Consider the following 23,448-nt stretch of genomic DNA (forward strand, 5'->3'; position numbering starts at 1 on the left):
TCTAATCGGGGGCGTGTCAAAAATAGTATCATTTGTCAATAATTTTTTCCGCAACTTTAAATAGTAAAAAAAATCACCTCCAACCAGGATGAGTACTCGCTTTAAAGGATTTGCGTTACTTGCAATTCTTGTTTGCACTATGGGAGTAATGCCGGTTTTTGCTGCATCACCATATGCTCTACAGGGTTCAACAGGTGCAAATTCTACAAATGCTACATCTGGAAATACAGGAATGATCTCAAGTTCGTCCACAGGTGCAGTCACTGTAACAACAGACAAGACTACATACAATGACGGAGATAAGATCACAATATCAGGAAGTACACAAGATTACATCTCTGATACACCAATAACTGTGAGAATCATCAGCCCAATAGGAAATCTTGTCAAAGTTGATCAGGTAACAGTAGGATCAGACAGAACCTTCTCAACAACCATCACCGCAACAGGTACACTCTGGCAAGCAGCAGGAGCATACACTGTAAAGGTACAATATGGTGGACCTGAGAGGACAGCACAAACAACATTCCAATTTGCAGGATCATCTGGAGGACAAGGCGGAAACGCAGTCAGTGTTGTAATAGATGGCAATACATACCCAGTAAAGTACAGCATTACAAATGGCAAAGTCTTGGGCATAAAGGCAGATACACAGTCCAAGTCCCTTATTGTGTCAATACAAACCACTGGAGATGGAGTGCTAACAGTAACTCTACCTAGAGGATTGATTGATGCAAAAGTAAACGGCCAAGATGACCCATACTATGTATTAAACGATGGTCAAGAAGCTGATTTCCAGGAGACAAGCACAACAACAACCGATAGAACTCTATCAATTCCATTTACAGATGGAACTGAGGAAATAGAGATAATCGGTACATGGATAATTCCAGAGTTTGGCCCAATCGCAGCTCTAGTACTTGCAATTGCAATAATATCAATAATTGCAGTTTCAGCAAAGACTGGACTAAGATTTATGCCAAAATACTAGAACTCTCTACTTTTTCATTTTTTAAATATACATAAATATCCATTATGGTTTATCGCAACTAAGATGAGTACTCATAAAGAATATGCGTTGATCGCAATTCTTGCTACGGCAGCTGTAGTAGGCATCATGCCGGCATTTGCCGCAAACAATCCGTACAGTGCATGTCCAGACTGTCCTGATAACAATAGTACAGGTCAACAGACACCTCCAATATCATTGACAGTGGCAACTGACAAACCAGTTTATGATCACAATTCACAAATTATGATCACAGGGCATGTTGCAAATCCATACCCAGGACAAAATGTAGCTGTAAAAATAACAAGCCCATCAGGCAATGTTGTATCAGTAGCTCAAGTAACCCTTGACAATAACGGAAATTTTGTCACAAAAGCCAGCACAGTTGGTAACATGTGGTTTGAGAATGGACAATATACCATTACAGCACAATACGGAGATGAGCAAGCAAGAGTAAATTCAGCCGTATTCCAGCTAGCAGGTGAAGCACCAGCAATTCCAGAGTTTGGCCCAATCGCAGCTCTAGTACTTGCAATTGCAATAATATCAATAATTGCAGTTTCAGCAAAGACTGGACTAAGATTTATGCCAAAATACTAGAACTCTCTACTTTTTCATTTTTTATGATTTTAAACAATGAGATTAGGCACTTGTAAAAAATATCAAATGTTAGAAATTTCAGAAAGTTGGACTAAATTTCCTAGTCTTTTTAAATATACATAAATAGTCTTACTTCTTAATCGCAACTAAGATGAGTACTCATAAAGAATATGCGTTGATCGCAATTCTTGCTACGGCAGCTGTAGTAGGCATCATGCCTGCATTTGCAGTATCACAGGCAAATACAACATATTCAAGCCAAATCAGCCCAAGTACTATATCTCAACAGATGCTGCCAATTACAGTGTCTACTGACAAAAATGCATACGATAGACAATCGACAATAATTGTTACAGGTCATGTCCAGAATTCAATAGCAGGACAAGCAGTAACAATGAAAGTTTCTGATCCTAATGGGAATATCGTAGAAGTAGACCAGTTAACATTGGATAGCAGTGGCAACTTCCAAGACAAGATCAATACTTCAAGTCCACTATGGTCAGCAGGCGGAACTTACACAATATACGCTCAAGCAGGATCACAACAAGGACTATCAGCAAAAACACAATTCACTCTTCCAGGTGGCGGACAAAACAGTTGCGCACCACAGCAGCTTGCAGCTACAGTTGGTAGTGAATTGTACTGTATTGATTATACAATTCAAGGAGGAACAGCTTCAGGAGCAACACTTGATATGGCATCAAAGACATTAAGTGTCAAAATACAAGCACCAAATGATGGTCAAATTTCACTGAACATACCACGATCAGTGCTTGATGCCAAGAAAGGTGCAAGCGATAGCAGCTTTGCAGTCTTGATTGATGGTGAACAAGCTGAACAATTTACAGATTCACCTGCAACAGATGCTAGAAATGTCACAATTCCATTCCAAGCAGAATCTGAAAAGATTGAGATAATCGGTACACAGATAGTTCCAGAGTTTGGCCCAATCGCAGCTCTAGTACTTGCAATTGCAATAATATCAATAATTGCAGTTTCAGCAAAGACTGGACTAAGATTTATGCCAAAATACTAGAACGTTCTACTTTTTCATTTTTTATATACATAGTAAAGGAAATATACAACTGAAAGACAAAAACGCTATGCGATATTCATCCATTTCCATAATGGTTTTATTATTTTCATCCATGTCTGTTCCTATTTTTGCAGATACAACAACTGCGACACCAACGCTATCCCCTCCCACAGCAGCCTTGATTACTGTAAACATAGACAAATCAGCATACGCGTTAGGAGATACAATAGTAATCTCAGGTCAAGTGCAAGCAGTAGTGGTTGGTACGCCACTTACCATACAAATTCTAGATCCTACAAACAATCTTGTTCAAGTTGCACAAATCGACGTCTCACAAGACGGCAAATATACAGATACTATGAAAGCTACAGGCGCATTATGGAAATCAAATGGAAAATACACTGTAAAAGTCCAATACGGACCTCCAAATGTGACCGCACAGGCTACATTCGATTTTCAGAGCACACCAGTCTTTACAAACAATGTATTTCAGCTCAAGGATCCTGGTAGCCAGCAAACATTCAATGTAAACTACACCATAAGTGGCGGTAGTGTTAAAACAATGACTATAGATGCTCAGAGTCTATCAGTTATTGTATCGGTGAACTCTACAAATGATGGAACCATATCATTACAATTACCGAGAGCACTCATAGATGCAAAGACAAGTTCTGGTCAGGATGATGCATTCATCATACTTATAGACGGTGCAGAAGTTAAACCGCAAAGCGAATCTGCAAACAACGACTATCGAAACATAACAGTTCAATTCTTACAAGGAGATCAAGATATAGAAATAATCGGTACACAGATAGTTCCAGAGTTTGGCCCAATCGCAGCTCTAGTACTTGCAATTGCAATAATATCAATAATTGCAGTTTCAGCAAAGACTGGACTAAGATTTATGCCAAAATACTAGAACTAGAAGTCAAATTTTCTTTTATCAATACATAAATACTCAAGATCCATGAGTATTTGCTAGCAAGTATGAAAAGATCAAGTGTCTTTTATTCAACATTATTAATGATCATGGTAATGGCAGCACCAATCGCTTTACCAGTTTTCGGGCAAACACCAGTAACAAATCCGAAAGGCAATCAAACAACAGCATATGATCTTTTACAACAAGAAGCCAATCAAACAGGTGGCATAAGTAAGGCAACATTAGCACCACTGGTTGTTAACACAGATTTGCCAACATACAATCAAGGTGACACAATAGTTATCACAGGACATGTAAGAGATACACAAAATGCCACAGCTGTAACTCTTCGAGTTTTCAACTCCTTAAAGAATATGATTTCAGTAGCACAATTACTTCCATCAGCTGATGGAAGTTTTACCAAGACATTCCTAGCCACAGGTCCGCTTTGGAAGGCAGCTGGTAATTATACAATAGTAGCACAATATGGTTTATACACAAATACAAACTCAACATTCCACTACAATGGTGGAGATGGTAGCTCTACAATTACAAAAGCTATCAATTCAACATATGCATTACAATCAGGAGGGCAGACATATAATATCCCATACATAATAAAAGGAGGTACAGTAAGTAGCATGAGCATACTTGCACCACAGTACACCTTAGAAATTGCACTAAACACTAATGCTGATGGTTCTATCACCCTCACATTACCAAGAAACATGATCGATGCAAAAGTACCTCCGCCTCCAAACCCTGATGCAAATTTGACAGGAGCTAAAGTAGACACTTCACAATTAGAGGATAACACATTCATTGTATCAGTCAATGGAAAGCAAGTAACACAATTTACTGAAACAAAGAACCAATACGTAAGAATACTTAGCATTCCGTTCCACAATGGAGATTCCAAGATAGACATTGTCGGTACAGTCATAGTTCCAGAGTTTGGCCCAATCGCAGCTCTAGTACTTGCAATTGCAATAATATCAATAATTGCAGTTTCAGCAAAGACTGGACTAAGATTTATGCCAAAATACTAAATTTTTAGCACATACCGCCACCCCAATACATTTACAGCCAAGTTTTATTGATTACACACTATTCAAACAAATTAGATTATTATACAAGACTTGAAAACAAAATTCATGGATTTTGAATTTGAAGAGTTTGAATCTCCAGAAGATATATTCACAGTAATGGCGACAATGGCACCCCCAATGAAAAGCATTTTGCCAATAAATTCGTACAAAGGATATATTTTTTCAATGATACCTTTGACACCGGCTTCAGGAAATTCATACTTGATGATATATACAAAAGGAAAACTCGATGGCAAATTATTAGAATTTGACATGAATTTGAAAAAATTCAAGATGGTAGATACAGCAGAAAGATCAGACAAGATCTATTTTGTAGTACTAACTCCTAAATCAAATACAATTGCAGATGGAGCAATTAAGACTTTAGAAAAAATAACTACCTAGTATAGGTAGGTGCATTAACAGATCTACTTCTAGTATACTTCTCCATGATATCTTCTGGAAGTTTACCATTGAACAAATCTTTAGACAGACCTCTCAAGTATCTCATGATTGCCCAAGTTCCAGCTTTTATCATACCGTACATGACTAGTTTCATAGGAGGACCGAAAGTCTTGTTTCTTATAATTATAGGAATTATATCATTAATAACTCTCAGATTGTGCTCCCATGACTTCCAGAATAGAGTAAATTGAGCCTCGTTAAGATTACCAAAATGCATAGAGTTCTTTTCATTAAAGTCTTGATATAACAGAGGCGCCACAAGACCACGCATTCTAGTTTTCTTGAAATCTTCAATCAGGTCTATAGTATATTGAGTCTCATCAGGTGTCTCATCAGGCCAGCCGATTATTATTGTTGCAGCAGGGAACCAATGATTTTCATTCATCACTCTAGCACCCTCACGTACAACCCAACCCCATTCATCTGTTGAAAATGGTTTTGTTTTTACACCAAGATGTTTTTTTACCATCCTAGGTGCAACAGTTTCAATTCCCAGATTTGTGGCAAGCCATTTCTCATTGCTCATACCATTTACTTCAGACATGTCATGTAGAAGTTTTGGATCAGCACATACTGCTGAAAATGTCATGTGAGTAGTTCCCACAAACCTTGCACCTAACGATTTGAGACCTTTCCACAATTCAATTATAGCATCATAGTTTGGTTGGAAGTTTCTGTTATCACATCCATAAAGCAACATTTCGTCAGAGTGTAACCAAATAGAATCAAATCCATAATTCAGATTCATTTTGGCTTCTTGTTGTAATCGTTCTAGAGGAAGATCTTTTTTGGATCTTTTGTTAACATCACAAAAGTCACAACCGCGTCCACATCCTCGCATTGCTTCAATCAAGGAATTGACGGTAGGTCCTTGGATCATTGGTATATTTTGGATATTTTTAACAAAACAATGCATCAATTCAGGTGCATCACCTTGTTCAAGATCATGGAAAAGATCTAAAGCTAATTCATCTGCTTCTCCTACAACAACAGTATCTATACCATGAATTTTCATTCTATCAGTCTTAGCAAGTTCCCATGCACCGTTACCACCAACAACGACATGAAAATTATATTGCTTTTTTAATTGAATTATTTTAGCACACATTCTCTTGAACTTCATTGCAACATACGAAAGTTTTTCTGGTGACATGGTGGTAGTTACAGGAGCCATACCGAGTGGATCCATCACATTTATTCCAACAACCTTTGTATCAGGACCAATGCATTTTTCTAGATGATCAGGATTTGCAATAAAGACATCTTCTCGTTTATAACCTTGCAATAGAGCAGATTCCACTCGGCGTAACCCTACTTGCGCAACCTTTGCTTCACCAGTTATTTGATCAGTTTCAACTGGAGGACAAAATACCTTATCGAAAACCCATTCAGGGACTACCTCATACGGACCGCATGCAATGAAACCATAGAGAAAATTACCTCTATAATTTGTCATAAGACTACGATCTGCAGTTAGAACAATTCTCCTTCCTGCCATTCCTTTCTTCGAGTTCTTTCTACTATGATATAAATCGTTTACCTTGTTACGTTTTTTTGAAAGTTTTTTACTTTGAACATATAAACAGGCATCTTTCAACTACAAGCAATGAGTGTTGAGCCAAGACATATAGAGGCACACCAGAAGGAGAGTAGCTCAATAAGAGATTTCGTGTTTGGATTTGGAGATGGCATAAACACCTCACTAGGGTTAGTAGCAGGGGTTGGAGGAGCCGAAGTATCATCCAACATAATCATACTTGCAGCTATTGTAGCCATGTTTACAGGTGCAAAAGCAATGGCAGTCCAAAACTATCTTGCAGTAAAATCGCAGAGACAAATATTAGATTCAGAGATTGAGCGTGAGAAATGGGAGATGGATAATGTTCCGGAAGCAGAACGGAAAGAGATCGAAGATGTGTACAGAGCAAAAGGATTTTCAGGTCAAGAATTAGAAAACATAGTCAATAAGATAACATCTGACAAAAAAGTGTGGTTAGATACAATGCTTACAGAAGAGCTAAAATTGAATTTGGATATTGTAGGAAGTCCATTGAAGAGTGCATTTCGCATGTTTGGGGCTTTTTTGCTAGGAGGAATATTACCAATAATACCATACTTTTTTCTAAGCGGATATGTCCCATTGATTGTAGCAATAGGAGTGAGTCTTTCTGCGTCATTCATAATTGGTGCGATAAAATCAAAAATTGCAAACATCAGCATATTACGTGGAGGATTAGAGATGGCAGGGCTAGGTACAGGTATAGCTCTCATAGGATATGGGATAGGTTCTGAGCTTGGAAGTTTAGGCATCATCAAGGCATAGTTTTCTTTCTAATACTTCTATTAGCAACATTAGCTGCAAATGCACCTGCACCTATACCATTATCGATATTAACGACTGTCAATCCCAAGGTGCAGCTTTGTAACATGGACGCTAATGCAGCAATCCCTTTTTCCCCATAACCATAACCAACCGAAGATGGGACTCCAACTACTGGAATGTCTACAAGTGATGAAACTACAGATGCCAATGCACCTTCCATTCCAGCAACTACAATGATTGCATCTACTTCTTCACTGATTAATTTCTTTATTACAGGAAAAACTCTGTGAATCCCTGCAATTCCAATGTCATAACTACAGATGCATTTACATCCCATGGCCTCACATACCAATCTTGCTTCTTCTGCAATGCCTACATCAGATGTTCCTGCAGTAAGTATTCCCACTTTTCCACCAGTAGAGTGTAACTTTTTAGAAAAGAGTAAAGTTGTAGTATTTTTTCCTGTGTGTATTTTCAATTTATTTTTTTTAGAAAAAGACAGTATTTTCTTATAGTCATCTTTGTTTATCCTAGAAACAAGAACCGAATCAGACTTGATGGTTGTTGCAAGTATTATCTTTTTGAGATCATCAAGTTCTTTTTTCTCAGCAAATATGACTTCTGGAATACCACGACGAAGTTTTCTACTCGTATCTATTTTAGCAAAATCTTCAATTTTTTCCACAGCGTAGAGAGAAAGCATTTTTTTAGCTTTAGTTATACTTATTTTTCCAAGATCAAGAGATTCTAATATTTCTGTAAGATCCAATTAATAATCATAATAAGCATGTAGTTAAAAATTTAATCAGTATCACAGATTAGATATGGCATTTTTTACGCTTTCTACTCCTTTTTTGAACCATTCTTTTTCGTTGGAATCCAAATCCAATTCCACTATTTTTTCAACACCATTTTTACCTATTACTGCAGGAACACCGATTGTAACATCAGAGTAACCATATTCTCCATCCAAATAGGTTGCAACGGGAATTACCTGCTTAGTATCATTTAGAACTGCTTCAATTATGGTAGATATTGCATTACCAGGTGCATGAACTGTTGCGCCCTTCAATTCTATTACTTTTGCAGCAACTTGTCTTGTCCCTTGCACAATTTCTTCAATTTTATCTTTAGGTAATAGAGAATTTAGTGGAACCCCCGATACGGTAGAAAATCTCGGTAGTGGCAACATGTTTTCCCCGTGTTCACCTATTACAAGACCACGTATTGAGTTTCTAGAATAACCAGTAGACTCATGAATAAATTGTACAAATCGTGACAAGTCAAGCATGCCACCCATTCCAAATACACGATTTTTTTGGAATCCTGAAACCTTGTAGGTTAGATATGCCATAGGATCCAACGGATTAGTAACGGGAATTATCATTGAATCTTTTGCATATGTTTTGATATTTTCCACTACACCCTTGACTATGGATGCATTTATTTTCAAAAGATCCATCCTGGTCATTCCAGGTTTTCTTCCTGATCCAGCAACAACTACTACGATATCAGAGCCTTTCATTTCAGAATAATCATTTGAACCTCTAACGTTTACATCAATTCCTTTTTCTGCTAACATGTGATTGATATCCATGGCCTCTCCTTGAGGAAGACCTTGTACTACATCTAACAAGAGTATTTCATCAGTAACTTTTCTCAGAGCGGTAAATAATGCAGCAGCACCGCCCACTTTACCGGAACCGATAATTGTAATCATAAAAGGCCCTCCATGTGATCTATAATTAAACTTGACTGTTTCTTGTTAGATCTACATTATGTAGATTTCAAGCACAACAAACTAAATTATAATTTATATGCATTTCAAGAGTTTAGAAATCATGGTATTAGTTATTGACTCACAAATAGCTGGGATTTCAGGCGACATGTTACTTTCTTCATTGGTTAACATGGGTGCAAATAAATCTAAAATAATTGACAGAGTATATACTGCAGAGGAATATCTCAATGGCTCAAAAATTCTAAAATTAGATTTTGAGAAAATTATCAAACATGGAACATCTGCCACACACCTTGTTTTAGAAACAGATGAGAAATACCATGAAAGAAAAGGGATTGAAATTCAAGAGTGTATATTATCAATGTCAGATAAAATTGGATTATCAGAGAAAGCTAAAGTTTTTGCCCATGAGAGTGTGAAATCATTACTACATGCAGAGGCAAAAATACATGGTGAGCCTCTCGGATCAGTGCATTTTCATGAAGCATCAAGTATTGATACAGTCATAGACATAGTAGGCACTGCCATTGCATTAGATGATTTAAATTTATTTGCAGAAAAAATTATTGCAACACCAGTAGCAGTCGGAGGAGGAAATTTAGAATTTTCTCATGGAATTACATCAAATCCTGCAAGTGCCATTTTAGAAATATTTCGAGATTCAAACATAGCAATAGTTGGCGGACAGGCAAGAGAAGAAATGACTACACCAACTGGTGCTAGTCTACTTGTAAATTTGGCAGATGAGTGTGTAGAATTTTACCCCGGGATGAAGATAGAAGCAATAGGATACGGAGCAGGAAATAAAGACTTTGATAGGTTTCCTAACATTTTGAAGATTGTAAAAGGTCACAGCATTGATGAATTCCAATCAGATACCATTCAAGTTCTTGAAACAAATCTTGATGATGTATCAGGAGAGGTAATAGGGTACATGATTGACAAATTAATGATAAATGGTGCGAAAGATGTTACAGTTACAAACGGCATTACAAAAAAAGGAAGGCCAACCAATCTTGTTTCCATAATATGTGATTCATCAACCATTGATAATTTGATCAACATATTGGTTTTAGAGACAGGAACTCTTGGAGTAAGAGTGAGATCATCTAATCGCTACATTGTTCCAAGAACAATCGTTACAATTCCAATTGCAATACATGGAAAGAATTTTTCTATAAGATGCAAGATTGCAAAGAATAATGATAGCATAAGACATTTCAAAGTAGAGTCAGATGATATAAAATTGGTTGCAGACTCATTATTACTTCCATTTAGACAAGTACAAGATTTGATAAATGAGGAAGTAAAACATAGGTTAAACACAAAATGAAAAAAATAGATGATTTGATTGAGTGGTTTGTAGGAAAACAAAATGTACTAGTAGCCCTCTCAGGTGGAGTTGATAGTGCTTTAGTAGCTTACGCAGCTTACAAGGCATTAGGCACACATGCAGTGGCGGTAACTGCAGACTACAAGACACTGTCTCAGGAAGAATTAGAGATTGCAAAAAAAGTTTGTCAAGAGATAGGAATTAGACATATAATCATAGAGTATAACGAACTTGAAAATCCAGAGTTTGTGAAAAATGATAAAAACAGATGTTTTCATTGCAGAACAGAGCTTGCGGATCATCTTCTTGAAATATCAGAAAAAGAAAATATCAAGATAATTGTAGACGGTACCAATCTCGATGATCTTACAGAATATAGACCAGGAATAGTTGCATTGAAAAAAAATGGAGTCCAAAGTCCATTGGTGGAAAGTAAATTTACAAAATCAGATATTAGACATGTTGCAAGAGAAGTAGGATTATCAATACATGACAAACCGTCAAATTCTTGTTTGGCATCACGCATTCCATGGGGTACCACTGTGACTGCTGAAAAACTTGCAAGAATAGAAAAAAGCGAAATTATGATAAAGCAACTTTTTGGGATAAGACAGGTAAGAGTTAGAGATTTGAATAACAATGCAAGCATAGAAGTAGATAAGAATGAAATTACTTTACTGCAAGATAAAGAAAAAATGGGAATACTTGATGAATATTTGAATAGGCTTGGATTTCTTAGTACAGCAATAGATCCTAACGGCTATAGACCTGGTAAATTAAACGTGATAACAGATTGATTTATCTAGATAACGCTGCATCGACCCAGGTTCATGAGAAAGTAATAGAAAAAATGATACCATTTTTTAGAGAGCAGTATGGAAATCCATCTTCCATTCATAGTCATGGTAGACTTGCAAGTACATCAATCCAAAATGCTAGAAAACAAATTGCATCACTCATCAATGCAGACAGTAAGGAAATACTCTTAACATCAGGCGGAACAGAATCAAACAATACCGCAATTTATGGCGCAGTATCACAAAATAAAGGTAAACACATCATAACATCATCCATCGAACATGATGCAATACTTGAACCATGCAAACGACTTGAAAGAGAGGGGTACAGAGTATCTTATCTCCCAGTGGATAAATACGGTTTGATAGATCCGGATGATCTTAGGAAAGAGATCTCCGAGGATACTTGTTTGATTACAATAATGTATGCAAATAATGAAGTAGGAACCATACAACCAATCAAAGAAATATCGCACATAGCAAGAGAAAATAATGTTATTTTTCATACGGATGCAGTTCAGGCAGTAGGAAAGATACCCATAGACGTGAAAGAGTCAGGAATTGATCTGCTTTCAATATCATCACATAAGATCCACGGTCCAAAAGGTGTTGGAGCGTTATACATCAAAAAGGGTACAAAAATATCACCTTTGATACTAGGAGGAGGACAGGAAAATGGTCTTAGATCCGGTACTGAGAATGTTGCAAGCATTGTAGGATTTGGTGCTGCATGTGCACTTGCAAAAGATCACATGGATGAGAATATGGTATACCTCAAACAATTAAGTGATAGATTAATCTCAAGGGTTGTCCAAGAGATATCACATACGACACTCAATGGGCATCCAGATAAGAGAATTCCTAATAACACACATTTTACTTTTCTAGGTGTCAATGGAGAAGATCTAATAATAAAATTAGATGAAAATAAAATATCAGCATCTACAGGTTCTGCATGTTCTGTCAAGATACAAAAGGCATCACATGTTTTAAAAGCAATGGGTTTTTCACATGAACAGGTAACAGGATCATTACGACTTACAGTAGGGATAACAAATACAGAACAAGAAATAGACAATGCAGTAGATATTTTAAAGAAAGTAGTAAGAGAACTCCGTGCAGTGTCACCCTACAAAAATAAATATAATTTTTAATTAGAGATTATATTACTGTACAACTTTGATTGCGTATTGGTTTTGATCCACAAGAGGAACTAGAGAGTCCATCCCATTCCATACATAAATTTCAGCAGTATAAGTTCCAGATGAGGTAGGAATCCATTGGATTGATTCACTAGTGGAATAATTTACCAAATAATCATCCACCCATTTGAGAAAGACGATCTTGTTATTGCTATCTTTTATCTGTACAATGTATGATATTTTTTGAGAATTTTGATAATTTGTGTTTGAAAACATACTGTTGAAGACAATAGTTTGCCCAACATGCGGACTTTCCAAAAGTGGTCTTCCAGACTGATCATTAATTTGAGTATATTTTGTAATCTTTGGAGGCATAGCAGATGGTATGTATGGAGATGGGGATGTTGTAGATGTTTTAGTTGTAGGTGATACTATGGATCCAATAACTACAGATCTTCCATATTGATCCCTGAAATCATGATACCAAGCCTGAACAGTGCCCCCTACAGGAGACATCAAACCCGTGCCATCTTGATTACATATCCACGAAGGCATTTTGAAAACCCCTTTGAATATTCCTGTTCCAGGTCCAGTTTCAGTCAGAGTAAAACCTGTAGATGCAAGCCCTCCTGTTGTTGCCCCATTTATTGTACATTGATGAAAACGAAATCCCTTAATCCACACTTCTAAGAGTATGTTTCCACTATTATCACCTACAGTATCTAATGCGGGGGAGTTTGGATCATTTACACTTGTGTAAGTCACGATAGAATTAGAATCAGTGGCAAGATCAGGATCATTTATGGTGATTGTTACATCAGAACCAATTCTATAATTGTTAGAATCAAGAGTAACCACACCTGTATGTGTAGGAAGATTATTTTGTGAAGTTACTGTGACAGGTGCACTACTTTGAGTTCCTAAAACTGAAAAATGTATTGCGTTAGAGTCTGTGAGTTCGGTGTTTACAAGAAATTTGATGTTATCACCAAAAGTACTGAGACTTTTTATCAGATTTGGATCAAATTGATTTAATTGATTTATCACAGCATATTCAATCGTTCCAGAAAATACTCCAGAGTTGGGAGATGTTTCTTGTAACTCTGCTCGGTAGATAGCATTGTTGATTTGTTTATTATTACTAGCCCCAAAAGAAAACAGATCAAATACAATGGGTTGAGTATCCGTAGGATTTGAGAATGTACCAGAAGTATTAAAATTAATTTCTAAAAACACAGGTAAACCAGATGGCATAGACTCTATCGAAGTAATAGCAGAATCACTTATCTGAACTAGGCCATTTCCAGTTACAATCATTCCCGGTGTTACAATTGTGACGGGAGATGAACCAATCGACCCGAAATATAATGTCATAGTAGTGCTGGAAAAAGATGATATTCCAAGTTGTTTTTGGAATGACCTCAAGTCATAATTTACCCAGTTAGTTCCTTTTGAATTGGACTGACTAGGATCAACAAGAAGATCTTTAAGCGATTGTGTTGAGATACCTAGATTTAATGTAATTTTCTGAAAATCAGTCATAGATTGTGTTCTAGTATCGATTATGAGTCTCAATGAATTGGAATCAAAAACAGAAGATGGCACGGTAAGAGAACCCGCATTTCCATAAAATTGCACATTTGATGCACTGCTTAGTGTTATGGGATTTCCAATTTTCAAAGTAGGTATCTTTGCAGATGATCTGAAAACATCAAGCTGATCAATCATATTAGAATTGATGTTTTGATTATTATCAGTCAAAGTAATGGTTTCTCGTTGACCAGGACCGAATTGATTTTGATTATTACCTACAGTCAAACTTGTAGTAGAAGTACCAGACACTATGGAAGAACTCTGGAGGTTATATGTAATTGATCCAGAATGAGAACGAGGAGCATTTGGGAGTATGCCTATTGTGGATACGCTGCCGTATGAGCTTTGGAAAATTCCAGTATGTGGACCAGTTTCTATAAAGGTCACCAACTTATTGTATACACCGTTAAGTGAGGAACTGGTTTGAACAGAATTGGTTTTCAAATTAACAACATCTGAAGTATCCATGCTTAGTTTACCATTGTCTTTGAAGCCAAGAGTGCTAAGATATGGTAGAAGATTCACCAAGCCAGAACCACTTGCACTCTTACCAGATACTGAAAAAGCTTGATAGAATGTAGCAGAATTAGGACCTACATTAAACGTCCAAGAGTTTTGTGACGTAGGATCTATACTCAATTCAGCATCATGTATGGTTGCAAAAACATCAGCGCCTGCAGGATATCCCGTACGATCAAGACTTAAGGAAACGTTTGGAATATCAGAATAATTAAGATCCACACTTTGTGAACCTGTTGACCGATCGTATTCTACACGTACATTATCGCTGAATGTAAAAAGTTGGATAACAGGCCATACGTTTTGATTTATGCCTGTTTGGCCTACTGGAACTTTGGAATTAGTATTAAGAGACGGAATATTTCTAACAACATTATTTTGATTTGAAGGAGCAGTTGGAATACCACTACAAGAGTTAAAACCTGCAGTTCCTTGAGTTGTACCAGATAAACCAGCAGAATCCGGAATTGCTACACCGTCAGTTCGGGAAACATCCATTCCCAAAACAGTAGATGGTGTAGAACCAGAACAAAATACTCCAAAATCAACACTTTGTCCAGGAAGACCAGATAATGCGGCTTGATCAGCCTGTTTTGCTTTGTCAGTATTAGCAAAAAAAGCATACCAATTACCATCAGAACCTTGAACCATCTGAAGATTTTTACCGTCCACTGTGACAGCAGGTTGACCCAATGCTTGATCTAATTGAGTATTGTCTTCACGTACGATAACTTCTACAACCATGGGCCCATAGAAATGATTATCAAATAAACTATTTTCTGCAGAAACGAAAAGATTAGGATGATCAGAATACGCTTTTACATTTGGCAAATACATTGGTTGTATAAGTAGTGAGGAGGATAACACAAGAATTAGCCAGATTTTTTGCAATAATACGACGTAAGATGATGTAGAAGATAATGTTGTCGAATAATTCGTCGATATCATTAATGAATGTTAATCGTATGCCAAGTTTTAACTAGGGTTCTAGGAAAGTCACAATATGATGATCAAACCAAAGGTGATCATAATAGTAAGTGGGATATTGGTATTGATAGGTATTGCAATAACGGCATATCAATCTCAGATCACTTCAGAGAATCTTACAAATGAACAAAATATGCTTTCTACAGGATCACAGATGAAGGTTACAAAAAATATGGATAAAAATAACAATCAGATGGGAGTATATTCCATACAAATAACTGATTTGAAGAGCGATGATAAAATAAAAGCTACACTAATAGATCCTAGTGGTTCTGCCACAACAGAGTCAATAACAAAAAGTCCTATTCAGAAGATGTTTGATATCACCTCTACTGGAAATTATACATTACAGATTGAGAATCAAGGTCAACAACAAGTGCAAGTACTTGGAATAATAGGATATTATCCAAAAGGAATAGAAATTTTAGATATATCAGGATTCATAGTACTCATGATAGGCCTAAGTGGGCTTGCAGTAGGCATGATGTATCTCATAAAAAACCGTGTCAGAACTTAATTTAGAAACTGATCGAGCTCAGTTAACCCATCTATCACACTTGTAAAGTTGTCATCGTTTTCCATAATTTTATTCAGTTTATTTAGATCAGCCTGTAGGAATTCGCCCTCATCAGTCTGTAGCACTAACACAAAATTGTATTTTATTAAATATGAAAGCCGATTTTTTATTTGATCAACAGATAATTGTAGCTTATCTGCCAAATACGTGGAATTTTTTCCGCCTTCTTCAAGTTCTACAAGGATGGATGACACATCAGGATCCGTTAAAGTTTCCATCATTTTTTGTTTATCAAAATCGGCGCTCAAATTCATTACCCGGTCCTAGAATATACTGCCTTTTTCTTATTAGATATAAAATCATTTATCAGGACTTGATCAATTTTTTCAGGATTAATGTAATACGCTCTTCCTTGTAGGTGTTTTTCGAGATTTTCAACATAGTTTAGCAATTCTGGTTCATCACTTACCATTATAGTGTCAATTTCAATTCCTTCTTTTTTGCATTTCTTTGCTTCTTTTAATGTAGATACATCCACTACAGGATCAACTTGTTTATAGCGGTAACATAGATACACAGATTCATTTTTTATTTCCAGATTGAGATCTTTTTCATTTTTTATTTTAGACATAGTTGCCTGATCAGGTCTATAGAAATTAGAATATGGTTTGTCAGTCAAGATTTGATTTTTTTGTAATTCATCATCTATAAAACATGCACTTGGTTGACCGTCAGTAATCATAACAATTCTTTTATTTTGTGAACCATCTTTTTTTAGAATTTTCAATGCCAGTCTGAATGCTGCTTGATAATTAGTATAATGAAGAAAGTTATCATTTGCATCAAATGTTTTCAAATACGGGATGTCACGAGGAGCAATACGTGACGCCAATGAACCAAAACCTATTACGTATATAGAATCATTTGGGAAAAATTTGTTATTTAACACATATAGTGCCCATAGGGCTTTTTTTGCAGCTTCTATCCTAGTTCCCATACCGGAGATTAGGGAATACTTCATGGTAGAGCTTAAATCTATACAATAAACTATTGCAATCTTTACTTCTTCTTTTGTTTCAAATTTTTCAAAATCAGAAAGATCTATTTCTAAAGGGAGTTTCAATATCTCATGTTTTCTTTTTTGTCGTTGAAGTGCATTTAACACAGTAGAAGGAATATCAAGATGTTTGATATCATCTCCTATCTCAAGTTTTTTGCTTGTATCAAGAATTGTATTACTATATCCAATGTTCCTAGTTTCATGAAAGCCGTGTGTATCTTTTTCAACTATTTTTATTACATCTTCAAGAATTTTTTGTCCAATTTCAAAAAAAGCTTTTTTTGTTAGCCATTTTTTATCGGCTTTAAGATATCCAAGATTTTGTAAGCGTTTTGTAATTGGTTCATCACTATCACTGACTTGAGATATTTGTTCAGAATTGCTTTCTGACTTACTTGTTGAAGAATTTGGCATTGCACTATCAAGCATATTTTGTAGATCAGCCAAAGATGGAATTTTTTCTTTTAGAGTTTGTGTTGCGATAATTTTGAGAGCTTGTTTAATTTTTTTATCAGAGATAACAGAAGAAGAGTTGTTTGTAGATGCATTGTCATTATTTTGAAAATACGTGAATCGAGTATTACTGGTTGCCAAAATACATACCATCTTTTCTATCAAGAATTTTTGGTTCAACCCAACAAAGACCATCAAGAATTAATTCTACTACGCCAGCTTTGAATTCATCATTTACCCTTTCAGATATTTTCATCGAATCACTTGAAATTCCATACTTTTTAATTTCTGTGACAAACATCTCTTGATCAGATACAACCCTTTGGAATATCTTAGAAATAAGATCTTTTAGTGAATTGAAATCTTTCAATTGATTGTTATAAGATAGAGAGAGATCACCTGAACCAAGAATTGTTTGAGACACATGAAATGATTTTCCTGAAAATTCTTGTTTTATGGAATTAAGAACAGCGGGGTCTACAGTACTCAGGTATTCTAAAGAGGTGTGTTTTATGGAGTCAGATATGAGAATTCGTATGATTTGAGACCTATTTTCAAATGTATCATCAAGTTCAGCGAGTCCAAATTTTATAGATTGATCAATAGAAAATATATCGCATGGTCTTGGAACAGCTAGCACATTATTAATTATGGATCGAGTTCTTTCTGATTCGCCAACAAGTAGTTCTAAACAATGTATCCCTATACGAACACTTACTCCTTTATCTTGATTTATGTCAGTACTAGAACGAGCTGTTTGTACAATTCTTGCGAGAATCTTAAGCAAAAATATCGGGATGAATGCTTTTGGAATTTTTGCTTCCTGAATAATGATCATCATTTCTTCATCAAGAGATCGTGGATAATGAGTTTGGATGTGACTTTTCAATCTATCATATAGTGGTTCTATTATTTTTCCAGAATGTGTGTAGTCAATAGGATTTGCCGTTGCAAAAAATACTGTTTTTGGTTCAAATATAACAGGATATGCACCAGTGGTGAATCTACCTTCTTGTAGAACAGACAACAGAGATACTTGTTTTCTAGTATCAAGAACAGGCAACTCGTCAATGCAGAATAATCCATGTTTTGCCTGCATTAGTTGCCCTGGAAAATAAGATTCAATTTCATACATTTCTGTACCTTTTTTTGTTACTCGAATTGCATCTATTTGACCAACCAGATCCTTAACAGATATGTCTGGGGTTGCCAATACATACTTGAATCTACGCAAACCATCAACCCATTCTATTTTAGTATCAAGTTTGTCATTACGAATCTTTTCCATGCTATCACCATCAACATAAAATTGTGGAATAGACATACGATTTTCTTTGTCTTCCAGCAGAGATACTAAATTATGGGCGGGAAGATCCATTGGGCAGTCATTAGTTATGCTACCTTTTATGACAGGCATTGGAGAAAGCAGATTGGCGGCAATTATTTGAGCTAGTTTTGTTTTCGCTTGTCCTATCTGACCAACCAAGATCATATCATGATATGACAATATTGCGCGGTCTAGAGCTGGAACAACATCATTGTCAAAGCCAAGTATTCCAGGATATGCAATATTCTTTGATCTTATCTTTGCAATCAAGTTTCTGCGTAGTTGCTCTTTAGCACCTACTATTTTGTAATTAATTTCTAGAAGATCGCGTAGTGTTTTGATTTGAGCATAATCTTCAGGAACTCCAGCCATTATTTCAGCATATTTTGGTTCAGAACTATAACTCCGGTTGACAAGAATTTCATATTCTGAAGACATTCAGGTAAATTACTCCTCGAATACGATTTAAAGTATTATTGTTTTAGCATAGTTTTTATCGGGGATATAGGGGATTTTTTAATACTTGTCTTCACAAGAGTTTAGACACATTGTTAGAATTGCTGGTAAGGATATACCAGGTACTAAAAAGACTATCATAGGAGTTGGCCAAGTAAAAGGAATAGGATACAATTTTGCCAAATCGCTTTTAGAAATATTGAAGATTAATCCAAACAGCAATGTTGGTTTTCTTACAGAGTCTCAGGTAGAGGAAATAGAAAAGGCCATGAGAGATCCAACATCGGTCAACATCCCAGCATGGTTTCTAAACAGACGAAAAGATATGGACACAGGCAATAATTTTCATTTGATAACTTCAGATATTGATTTTAATGTGAGAAATGACATTGAACGAGAAAAAGGTATGAACAGTTGGAGAGGATTTAGACATACATATGGATTAAAAGTAAGAGGTCAGAGTACTCGCACCACCGGTAGAAAAGGAGGTGCAGTAGGAGTTAAGAAAGGAGGTAAAGTTTTACCAGCTGGTTCTCCAGGGGCTCCAGCTGAAGGTGCAGCAGCTCCAAAAGCTGGTGCAGCTCCTGCAGCAGCTGCAGCTCCGGCAGCGGCAGCAGCTCCAAAAGCTGGTGCAGCTCCTGCAGCAGCAAAACCAGCTGCGGAGAAAAAGAAGTAGGTGTAACACATGGGAGATCATCCAAAGAACTCACGCAAGATGTGGAGAAAACCAAAACGTCCACTCAATTATGATTTATTGAACGAAGAATTACATGTGTTGGGAACTTTTGGACTCAAAAATAAGAGAGAGTTATGGAAGGCACACACAGAGCTTTCAAGAATTAGAAATCAAGCAAGATCATTATTAGCATTAACACAAGATGTTAGAAGTAAAAAAGAACCAATACTCATGAAATCACTGGCAAGAGTCGGATTAGTTAAGGAAAATTCAACTCTCGATGACGTGTTAAATCTCAAGGTGACAGACTTTTTATCAAGAAGATTACAAACTTTCATTCAGAAAAAAGAATCGATAAAGAGTCCATATCTAGCAAGACAAATAGTAGTACACGGCCATGTCATGATTGGAGATAGAATAGTAACAATTCCGTCATACACAGTCAAAGTGGAAGAAGAAGATCAGATTCATTTGTCCCCAAAACTAGATCTGAGTAAAACAAAACACCAACAGACTCAAGAAATAAAAACAGAGCAACCGTCAGAATAACAATAGAATAATTGTTATAGCAATAAGATGTATTACATGTCAAGATGTGTTCAATTATAGGGTATCTAGGAGTAAGTTCAGCTGCTCCCATAATAGTAAAGGGCCTGAAGAGGATGGAGTACAGAGGTTATGATAGCGTAGGAGTGGCAACATTTTCGGAGCATCAGATCAATGTAAGAAAAGGAGTAGGAAAGGTCTTAGAGGTGAACAAAACTGCAAAGTTGGACGAACTTTCTGGAACTACAGGGATAGGCCATACAAGGTGGGCTACTCATGGAATGGTCACAGACACAAATGCCCATCCTCATCCATCAAGCTCAGGAGAAGTGGCCATTGTACACAATGGAATAATTGAGAATCACGAAGAGTTAAAAAAAGATCTCCAAAACAAAGGATACACATTCAAGAGCCAAACAGACAGTGAGGTAATAGCAAATCTTCTTCAATACAACTATGATAAGACCAGAGAAATTAAGAAATCAATTACAGATACAGTATCAGAATTGAAAGGAAGTTATGCATTTGTGGCAGTATTTCAAGATGGCACATTAGCAGCAGCTAGACTTCATGAACCGTTAATAGTAGGGATAAGCAAAGACGGGTATTTCATTTCAAGCGATGTGCTAGGATTTGTAGAATATACTGACGAAGTAATTTACATAGATAACAAGGAATTTGTAACAATAGATAACAACGGTCTAAAGATTTTTGATTTTAATGCAAATCCAGTACAACATAGCATAACTAAGGTATCAAAAGAATTTGCAGATGCATACAAAGGAGAATATGCACATTACACTTTAAAAGAAATTTCAGAGCAACCGTCAACAATACTGAATGCAGGAAATAATACAAGACTGGAAATTGATTTAGCAGCAGATTCGATAAAACATGCAAAAAATGTGTACATTACGGGAAGTGGAACAAGTTATAATGCTGCATTAATTGCAAAGTTTCTTTTTTCAAAATATGCAAAGATAAAGATAGACCCAGTTATTTCTAGTGAAGCACAGTTTTCACCAGACATATTTGAAGAAAAATCAATTTTAATTGCAGTATCGCAAAGTGGAGAAAGTGCAGATGTGTTAGAGACAGTAAACATAGCAAAAAAAACAGGATCAAAAATTATATCAATAGTTAATATCATGACATCGTCACTAGTACATCAATCATCTGTTGCCATGGGACTCAATTGTGGTCCAGAGATAGGAGTTGCTGCAACAAAGAGTTTCACATCACAACTGGTTGTAATTTACAAAATAGTTGACAACATATGTAATGGTTGTATAGGACTAGATCTTACAAATGCATCAGAAGCAATAAAGAAAATCATATCGAATGATTCGAAAATCAAAGAAGTTGCGAAAAGATTGAAAAATGTATCAGATATCTACGTATTAGGAAGAGGCATACATTACCCAATTGCTTTGGAAGGATCATTGAAGTTAAAAGAGCTTACATACATACATGCAGAGGGACTTCCGGGTGGAGAACTAAAGCATGGTCCATTAGCATTGATGGATTCAAATTCTTACGTATTGATCATAAACCCAAACGATTCTACATATAATGACACATTAACATCAGCCAGAGAGATCAAAGCAAGAGGAGCCAAGATAATAGGAATTTCAGACATGCCAAGTGACGTATATGATTATTGGTTAGACATTCCAAGCGTCAGTGAATCATTGTATCCCCTAGTAGAAATAGTGCCAATACAACTTCTTGCATATCATTCTGCAGTAGACAGAGACTTTGATCCCGATTATCCAAGAAATTTAGCAAAATCAGTAACTGTCAAGTAATTTTCCGGTATTCTTTTTCTATTAGACCTAAAAGACTGATAGCATCAATTCCAGTTTTTAGCATACAACCAATGGATGCGCCTCCAGCACCTGCACCTTCTTTTACAAATCCTTCAGAATAAGATTTTAATCCTGAAATTTGAGATTCTGCAAGCTTAAGCCTTGCAACCAATATAGGAATATCAAATATTTGAGATATAGTTTCTACAAGGTTTGCAGACTTGTCTTCAACGACATAAGAAGTAGTGCCAACAGCAGTGTTTTTACCTTCAAATCCAATGCTTTTTGCAAAGGCAAGCACTGCAGCCATTTGTGTGCCTCCTGCTAGTAGAACATTAGTGATTTCAGAAGCTGTACTAAGAATACCTGCAACAGACGGTATCATTGGATCTCCTAATTGTGAGATTACTTCAAAAGGATCTGTTGAGTTCAATCTTTGCAGTGCATCTTTTACAACTTTATTTTTCAATTCTACAGGATTTTGTGGCATGCTGCTACTAACCAATCCTGTAACACCCAATCCTGCAAGTGTTCCCATTGCAGTGGTAGTACCACCAGGTATACTTTCACCTATTATCAAGCAATCAGTTGAAGCTCCAAGAAATCTTCCAATTATTCTTCCATATTCAACTGCTTTACCAACATCATCAAGACTAAGAGCAGGTTCTTTCCCAATATTTTTCCCATAATCTAAATTCATATCGATGAAAGGAAGTTTTGGAGATAATTTACTACCAGCATTTATTATTACACTCGGAATACTTGCTGCTTCCAGCGCAGTTTTTGTTAGCAGTGCTGGTGTTGGTTTTCCATCAGGAGTCATTGGAATGACAGATATGCTTCTGCAATACCCATAGTGAATAAATTCTGCATCTGCTGGACCTGTGAATTTTATAAGATCAGGATGTTCACCGGCTATGGTTATTCCAGGTATTTCAGATGTTGCAGTATATGATATCACTAGAGAGAAGAGAAACTTTTTCTGTTCAGTTCGTTTGATGAATTCAATACCTTTTTGTGTATTCCCAAGTATTTCTATATCTGATATCA

22 protein-coding genes are annotated in these 23,448 nt (G+C 36.2%); 14 read left to right on the top strand and 8 right to left on the bottom strand.

The features are described from left to right. The first annotated feature begins 88 nt into the window (after positions 1–88). The 6 genes from NSIN_RS00280 to NSIN_RS00305 all read left to right on the top strand — a co-directional run bounded on the left by NSIN_RS00280 (position 89) and on the right by NSIN_RS00305 (position 5,060). Positions 89–991: a PEFG-CTERM sorting domain-containing protein gene (locus NSIN_RS00280; RefSeq protein ID WP_245871848.1), complete on the top strand. Its 903-nt coding sequence runs from the start codon at positions 89–91 to the stop codon at positions 989–991. A 63-nt stretch (positions 992–1,054) separates the two neighbouring features. Further along, on the top strand, positions 1,055–1,609 hold the full coding sequence (locus NSIN_RS00285) for a PEFG-CTERM sorting domain-containing protein (protein WP_101008826.1): 555 nt from the start codon (positions 1,055–1,057) through the stop codon (positions 1,607–1,609). 151 nt (positions 1,610–1,760) lie between these two features. Continuing rightward, a complete protein-coding gene (locus tag NSIN_RS00290; RefSeq protein WP_101008827.1) occupies positions 1,761–2,645 on the top strand; it encodes a PEFG-CTERM sorting domain-containing protein in 885 nt (294 codons plus the stop codon). A gap of 67 nt (positions 2,646–2,712) precedes the next feature. Further along, a complete protein-coding gene (locus tag NSIN_RS00295) occupies positions 2,713–3,564 on the top strand; it encodes a PEFG-CTERM sorting domain-containing protein (protein ID WP_101008828.1) in 852 nt (283 codons plus the stop codon). A 116-nt stretch (positions 3,565–3,680) separates the two neighbouring features. Next, on the top strand, positions 3,681–4,616 hold the full coding sequence (locus tag NSIN_RS00300) for a PEFG-CTERM sorting domain-containing protein (RefSeq protein WP_165775206.1): 936 nt from the start codon (positions 3,681–3,683) through the stop codon (positions 4,614–4,616). Positions 4,617–4,721: 105 nt separating this feature from the next. Further along, entirely contained in the window at positions 4,722–5,060 is a 339-nt protein-coding gene (locus NSIN_RS00305; protein WP_101008830.1) for a hypothetical protein, read from the top strand. Here NSIN_RS00305 and NSIN_RS00310 read toward each other — a convergent pair. After that, positions 5,053–6,618 (bottom strand): B12-binding domain-containing radical SAM protein, encoded by a 1,566-nt coding sequence (locus tag NSIN_RS00310; RefSeq protein ID WP_101009000.1) that lies wholly within the window; start codon positions 6,616–6,618, stop codon positions 5,053–5,055. The genes NSIN_RS00305 and NSIN_RS00310 overlap by 8 nt on opposite strands. Positions 6,619–6,726: 108 nt before the next feature. On the opposite strand from NSIN_RS00310, the gene NSIN_RS00315 reads away from it, so the two are divergent. Then, positions 6,727–7,443, top strand: a complete 717-nt coding sequence (locus NSIN_RS00315; protein WP_101008831.1) for a VIT1/CCC1 transporter family protein — start codon at positions 6,727–6,729, stop codon at positions 7,441–7,443. On the opposite strand, the gene larB is transcribed toward NSIN_RS00315, so the two are convergent. Beyond that, positions 7,433–8,212 (bottom strand): nickel pincer cofactor biosynthesis protein LarB, encoded by a 780-nt coding sequence (gene larB, locus NSIN_RS00320; RefSeq protein ID WP_101008832.1) that lies wholly within the window; start codon positions 8,210–8,212, stop codon positions 7,433–7,435. The two genes, NSIN_RS00315 and larB, sit on opposite strands and share 11 nt — an antisense overlap. Before the next feature lie 42 nt (positions 8,213–8,254). Beyond that, entirely contained in the window at positions 8,255–9,163 is a 909-nt protein-coding gene (locus tag NSIN_RS00325; protein WP_101008833.1) for a malate dehydrogenase, read from the bottom strand. Between the two features lie 121 nt (positions 9,164–9,284). Here NSIN_RS00325 and larC point away from each other — a divergent pair, with 121 nt between their 5' ends. From larC to NSIN_RS00340, 3 genes are read left to right on the top strand one after another with little or no spacing between them, the layout of a single operon-like run. After that, the gene (larC, locus tag NSIN_RS00330; protein ID WP_101008834.1) at positions 9,285–10,517 is read left to right on the top strand and encodes a nickel pincer cofactor biosynthesis protein LarC; all 1,233 of its coding nucleotides are present in this window, start codon (positions 9,285–9,287) and stop codon (positions 10,515–10,517) included. Beyond that, a complete protein-coding gene (gene larE / locus NSIN_RS00335; protein ID WP_101008835.1) occupies positions 10,514–11,314 on the top strand; it encodes an ATP-dependent sacrificial sulfur transferase LarE in 801 nt (266 codons plus the stop codon). The genes larC and larE overlap by 4 nt, the downstream gene beginning before the upstream one ends. Continuing rightward, complete coding sequence (locus tag NSIN_RS00340) at positions 11,311–12,468, top strand: cysteine desulfurase family protein (protein WP_101008836.1); 1,158 nt, start codon at positions 11,311–11,313, stop codon at positions 12,466–12,468. Before larE ends, NSIN_RS00340 begins: the two co-directional genes overlap by 4 nt. 12 nt (positions 12,469–12,480) lie before the next feature. Here NSIN_RS00340 and NSIN_RS00345 read toward each other — a convergent pair whose 3' ends face one another. Beyond that, positions 12,481–15,312 (bottom strand): peptidase, encoded by a 2,832-nt coding sequence (locus tag NSIN_RS00345; RefSeq protein ID WP_133124013.1) that lies wholly within the window; start codon positions 15,310–15,312, stop codon positions 12,481–12,483. Positions 15,313–15,571: 259 nt separating this feature from the next. Here NSIN_RS00345 and NSIN_RS00350 point away from each other — a divergent pair, with 259 nt between their 5' ends. Further along, the gene (locus NSIN_RS00350; protein WP_133124014.1) at positions 15,572–16,072 is read left to right on the top strand and encodes a hypothetical protein; all 501 of its coding nucleotides are present in this window, start codon (positions 15,572–15,574) and stop codon (positions 16,070–16,072) included. Here the strand turns inward: NSIN_RS00350 and NSIN_RS00355 are convergent. From NSIN_RS00355 to NSIN_RS00365, 3 genes are read right to left on the bottom strand one after another with little or no spacing between them, the layout of a single operon-like run. Then, entirely contained in the window at positions 16,069–16,380 is a 312-nt protein-coding gene (locus NSIN_RS00355) for a hypothetical protein (protein WP_133124015.1), read from the bottom strand. The two genes, NSIN_RS00350 and NSIN_RS00355, sit on opposite strands and share 4 nt — an antisense overlap. Positions 16,381–16,385: 5 nt before the next feature. Next, positions 16,386–17,726, bottom strand: coding sequence for a VWA domain-containing protein (locus tag NSIN_RS00360; RefSeq protein WP_218192576.1), 1,341 nt, complete (start codon positions 17,724–17,726; stop codon positions 16,386–16,388). After that, positions 17,713–19,350 (bottom strand): sigma 54-interacting transcriptional regulator, encoded by a 1,638-nt coding sequence (locus NSIN_RS00365; RefSeq protein ID WP_133124017.1) that lies wholly within the window; start codon positions 19,348–19,350, stop codon positions 17,713–17,715. The genes NSIN_RS00360 and NSIN_RS00365 overlap by 14 nt, the downstream gene beginning before the upstream one ends. Before the next feature lie 85 nt (positions 19,351–19,435). On the opposite strand from NSIN_RS00365, the gene NSIN_RS00370 reads away from it, so the two are divergent. Genes NSIN_RS00370 through glmS form a run of 3 tightly spaced genes read left to right on the top strand, consistent with a single transcriptional unit; the run spans position 19,436 to position 22,398 of the window. Then, a complete protein-coding gene (locus NSIN_RS00370; RefSeq protein WP_101008842.1) occupies positions 19,436–20,044 on the top strand; it encodes a 30S ribosomal protein S13 in 609 nt (202 codons plus the stop codon). Positions 20,045–20,053: 9 nt separating this feature from the next. After that, the gene (locus tag NSIN_RS00375; protein WP_101008843.1) at positions 20,054–20,593 is read left to right on the top strand and encodes a 30S ribosomal protein S4; all 540 of its coding nucleotides are present in this window, start codon (positions 20,054–20,056) and stop codon (positions 20,591–20,593) included. Positions 20,594–20,637: 44 nt separating this feature from the next. Beyond that, positions 20,638–22,398, top strand: coding sequence for a glutamine--fructose-6-phosphate transaminase (isomerizing) (glmS, locus tag NSIN_RS00380; RefSeq protein ID WP_101008844.1), 1,761 nt, complete (start codon positions 20,638–20,640; stop codon positions 22,396–22,398). On the opposite strand, the gene cobT is transcribed toward glmS, so the two are convergent. Next, the gene (cobT, locus tag NSIN_RS00385) at positions 22,391–23,446 is read right to left on the bottom strand and encodes a nicotinate mononucleotide-dependent phosphoribosyltransferase CobT (protein WP_101009001.1); all 1,056 of its coding nucleotides are present in this window, start codon (positions 23,444–23,446) and stop codon (positions 22,391–22,393) included. The genes glmS and cobT overlap by 8 nt on opposite strands. Positions 23,447–23,448: the final 2 nt, after the last annotated feature.

Origin of the sequence: Candidatus Nitrosotalea sinensis (genome assembly GCF_900143675.1) — an archaeon.
GTDB lineage: Archaea > Thermoproteota > Nitrososphaeria > Nitrososphaerales > Nitrosopumilaceae > Nitrosotalea > Nitrosotalea sinensis.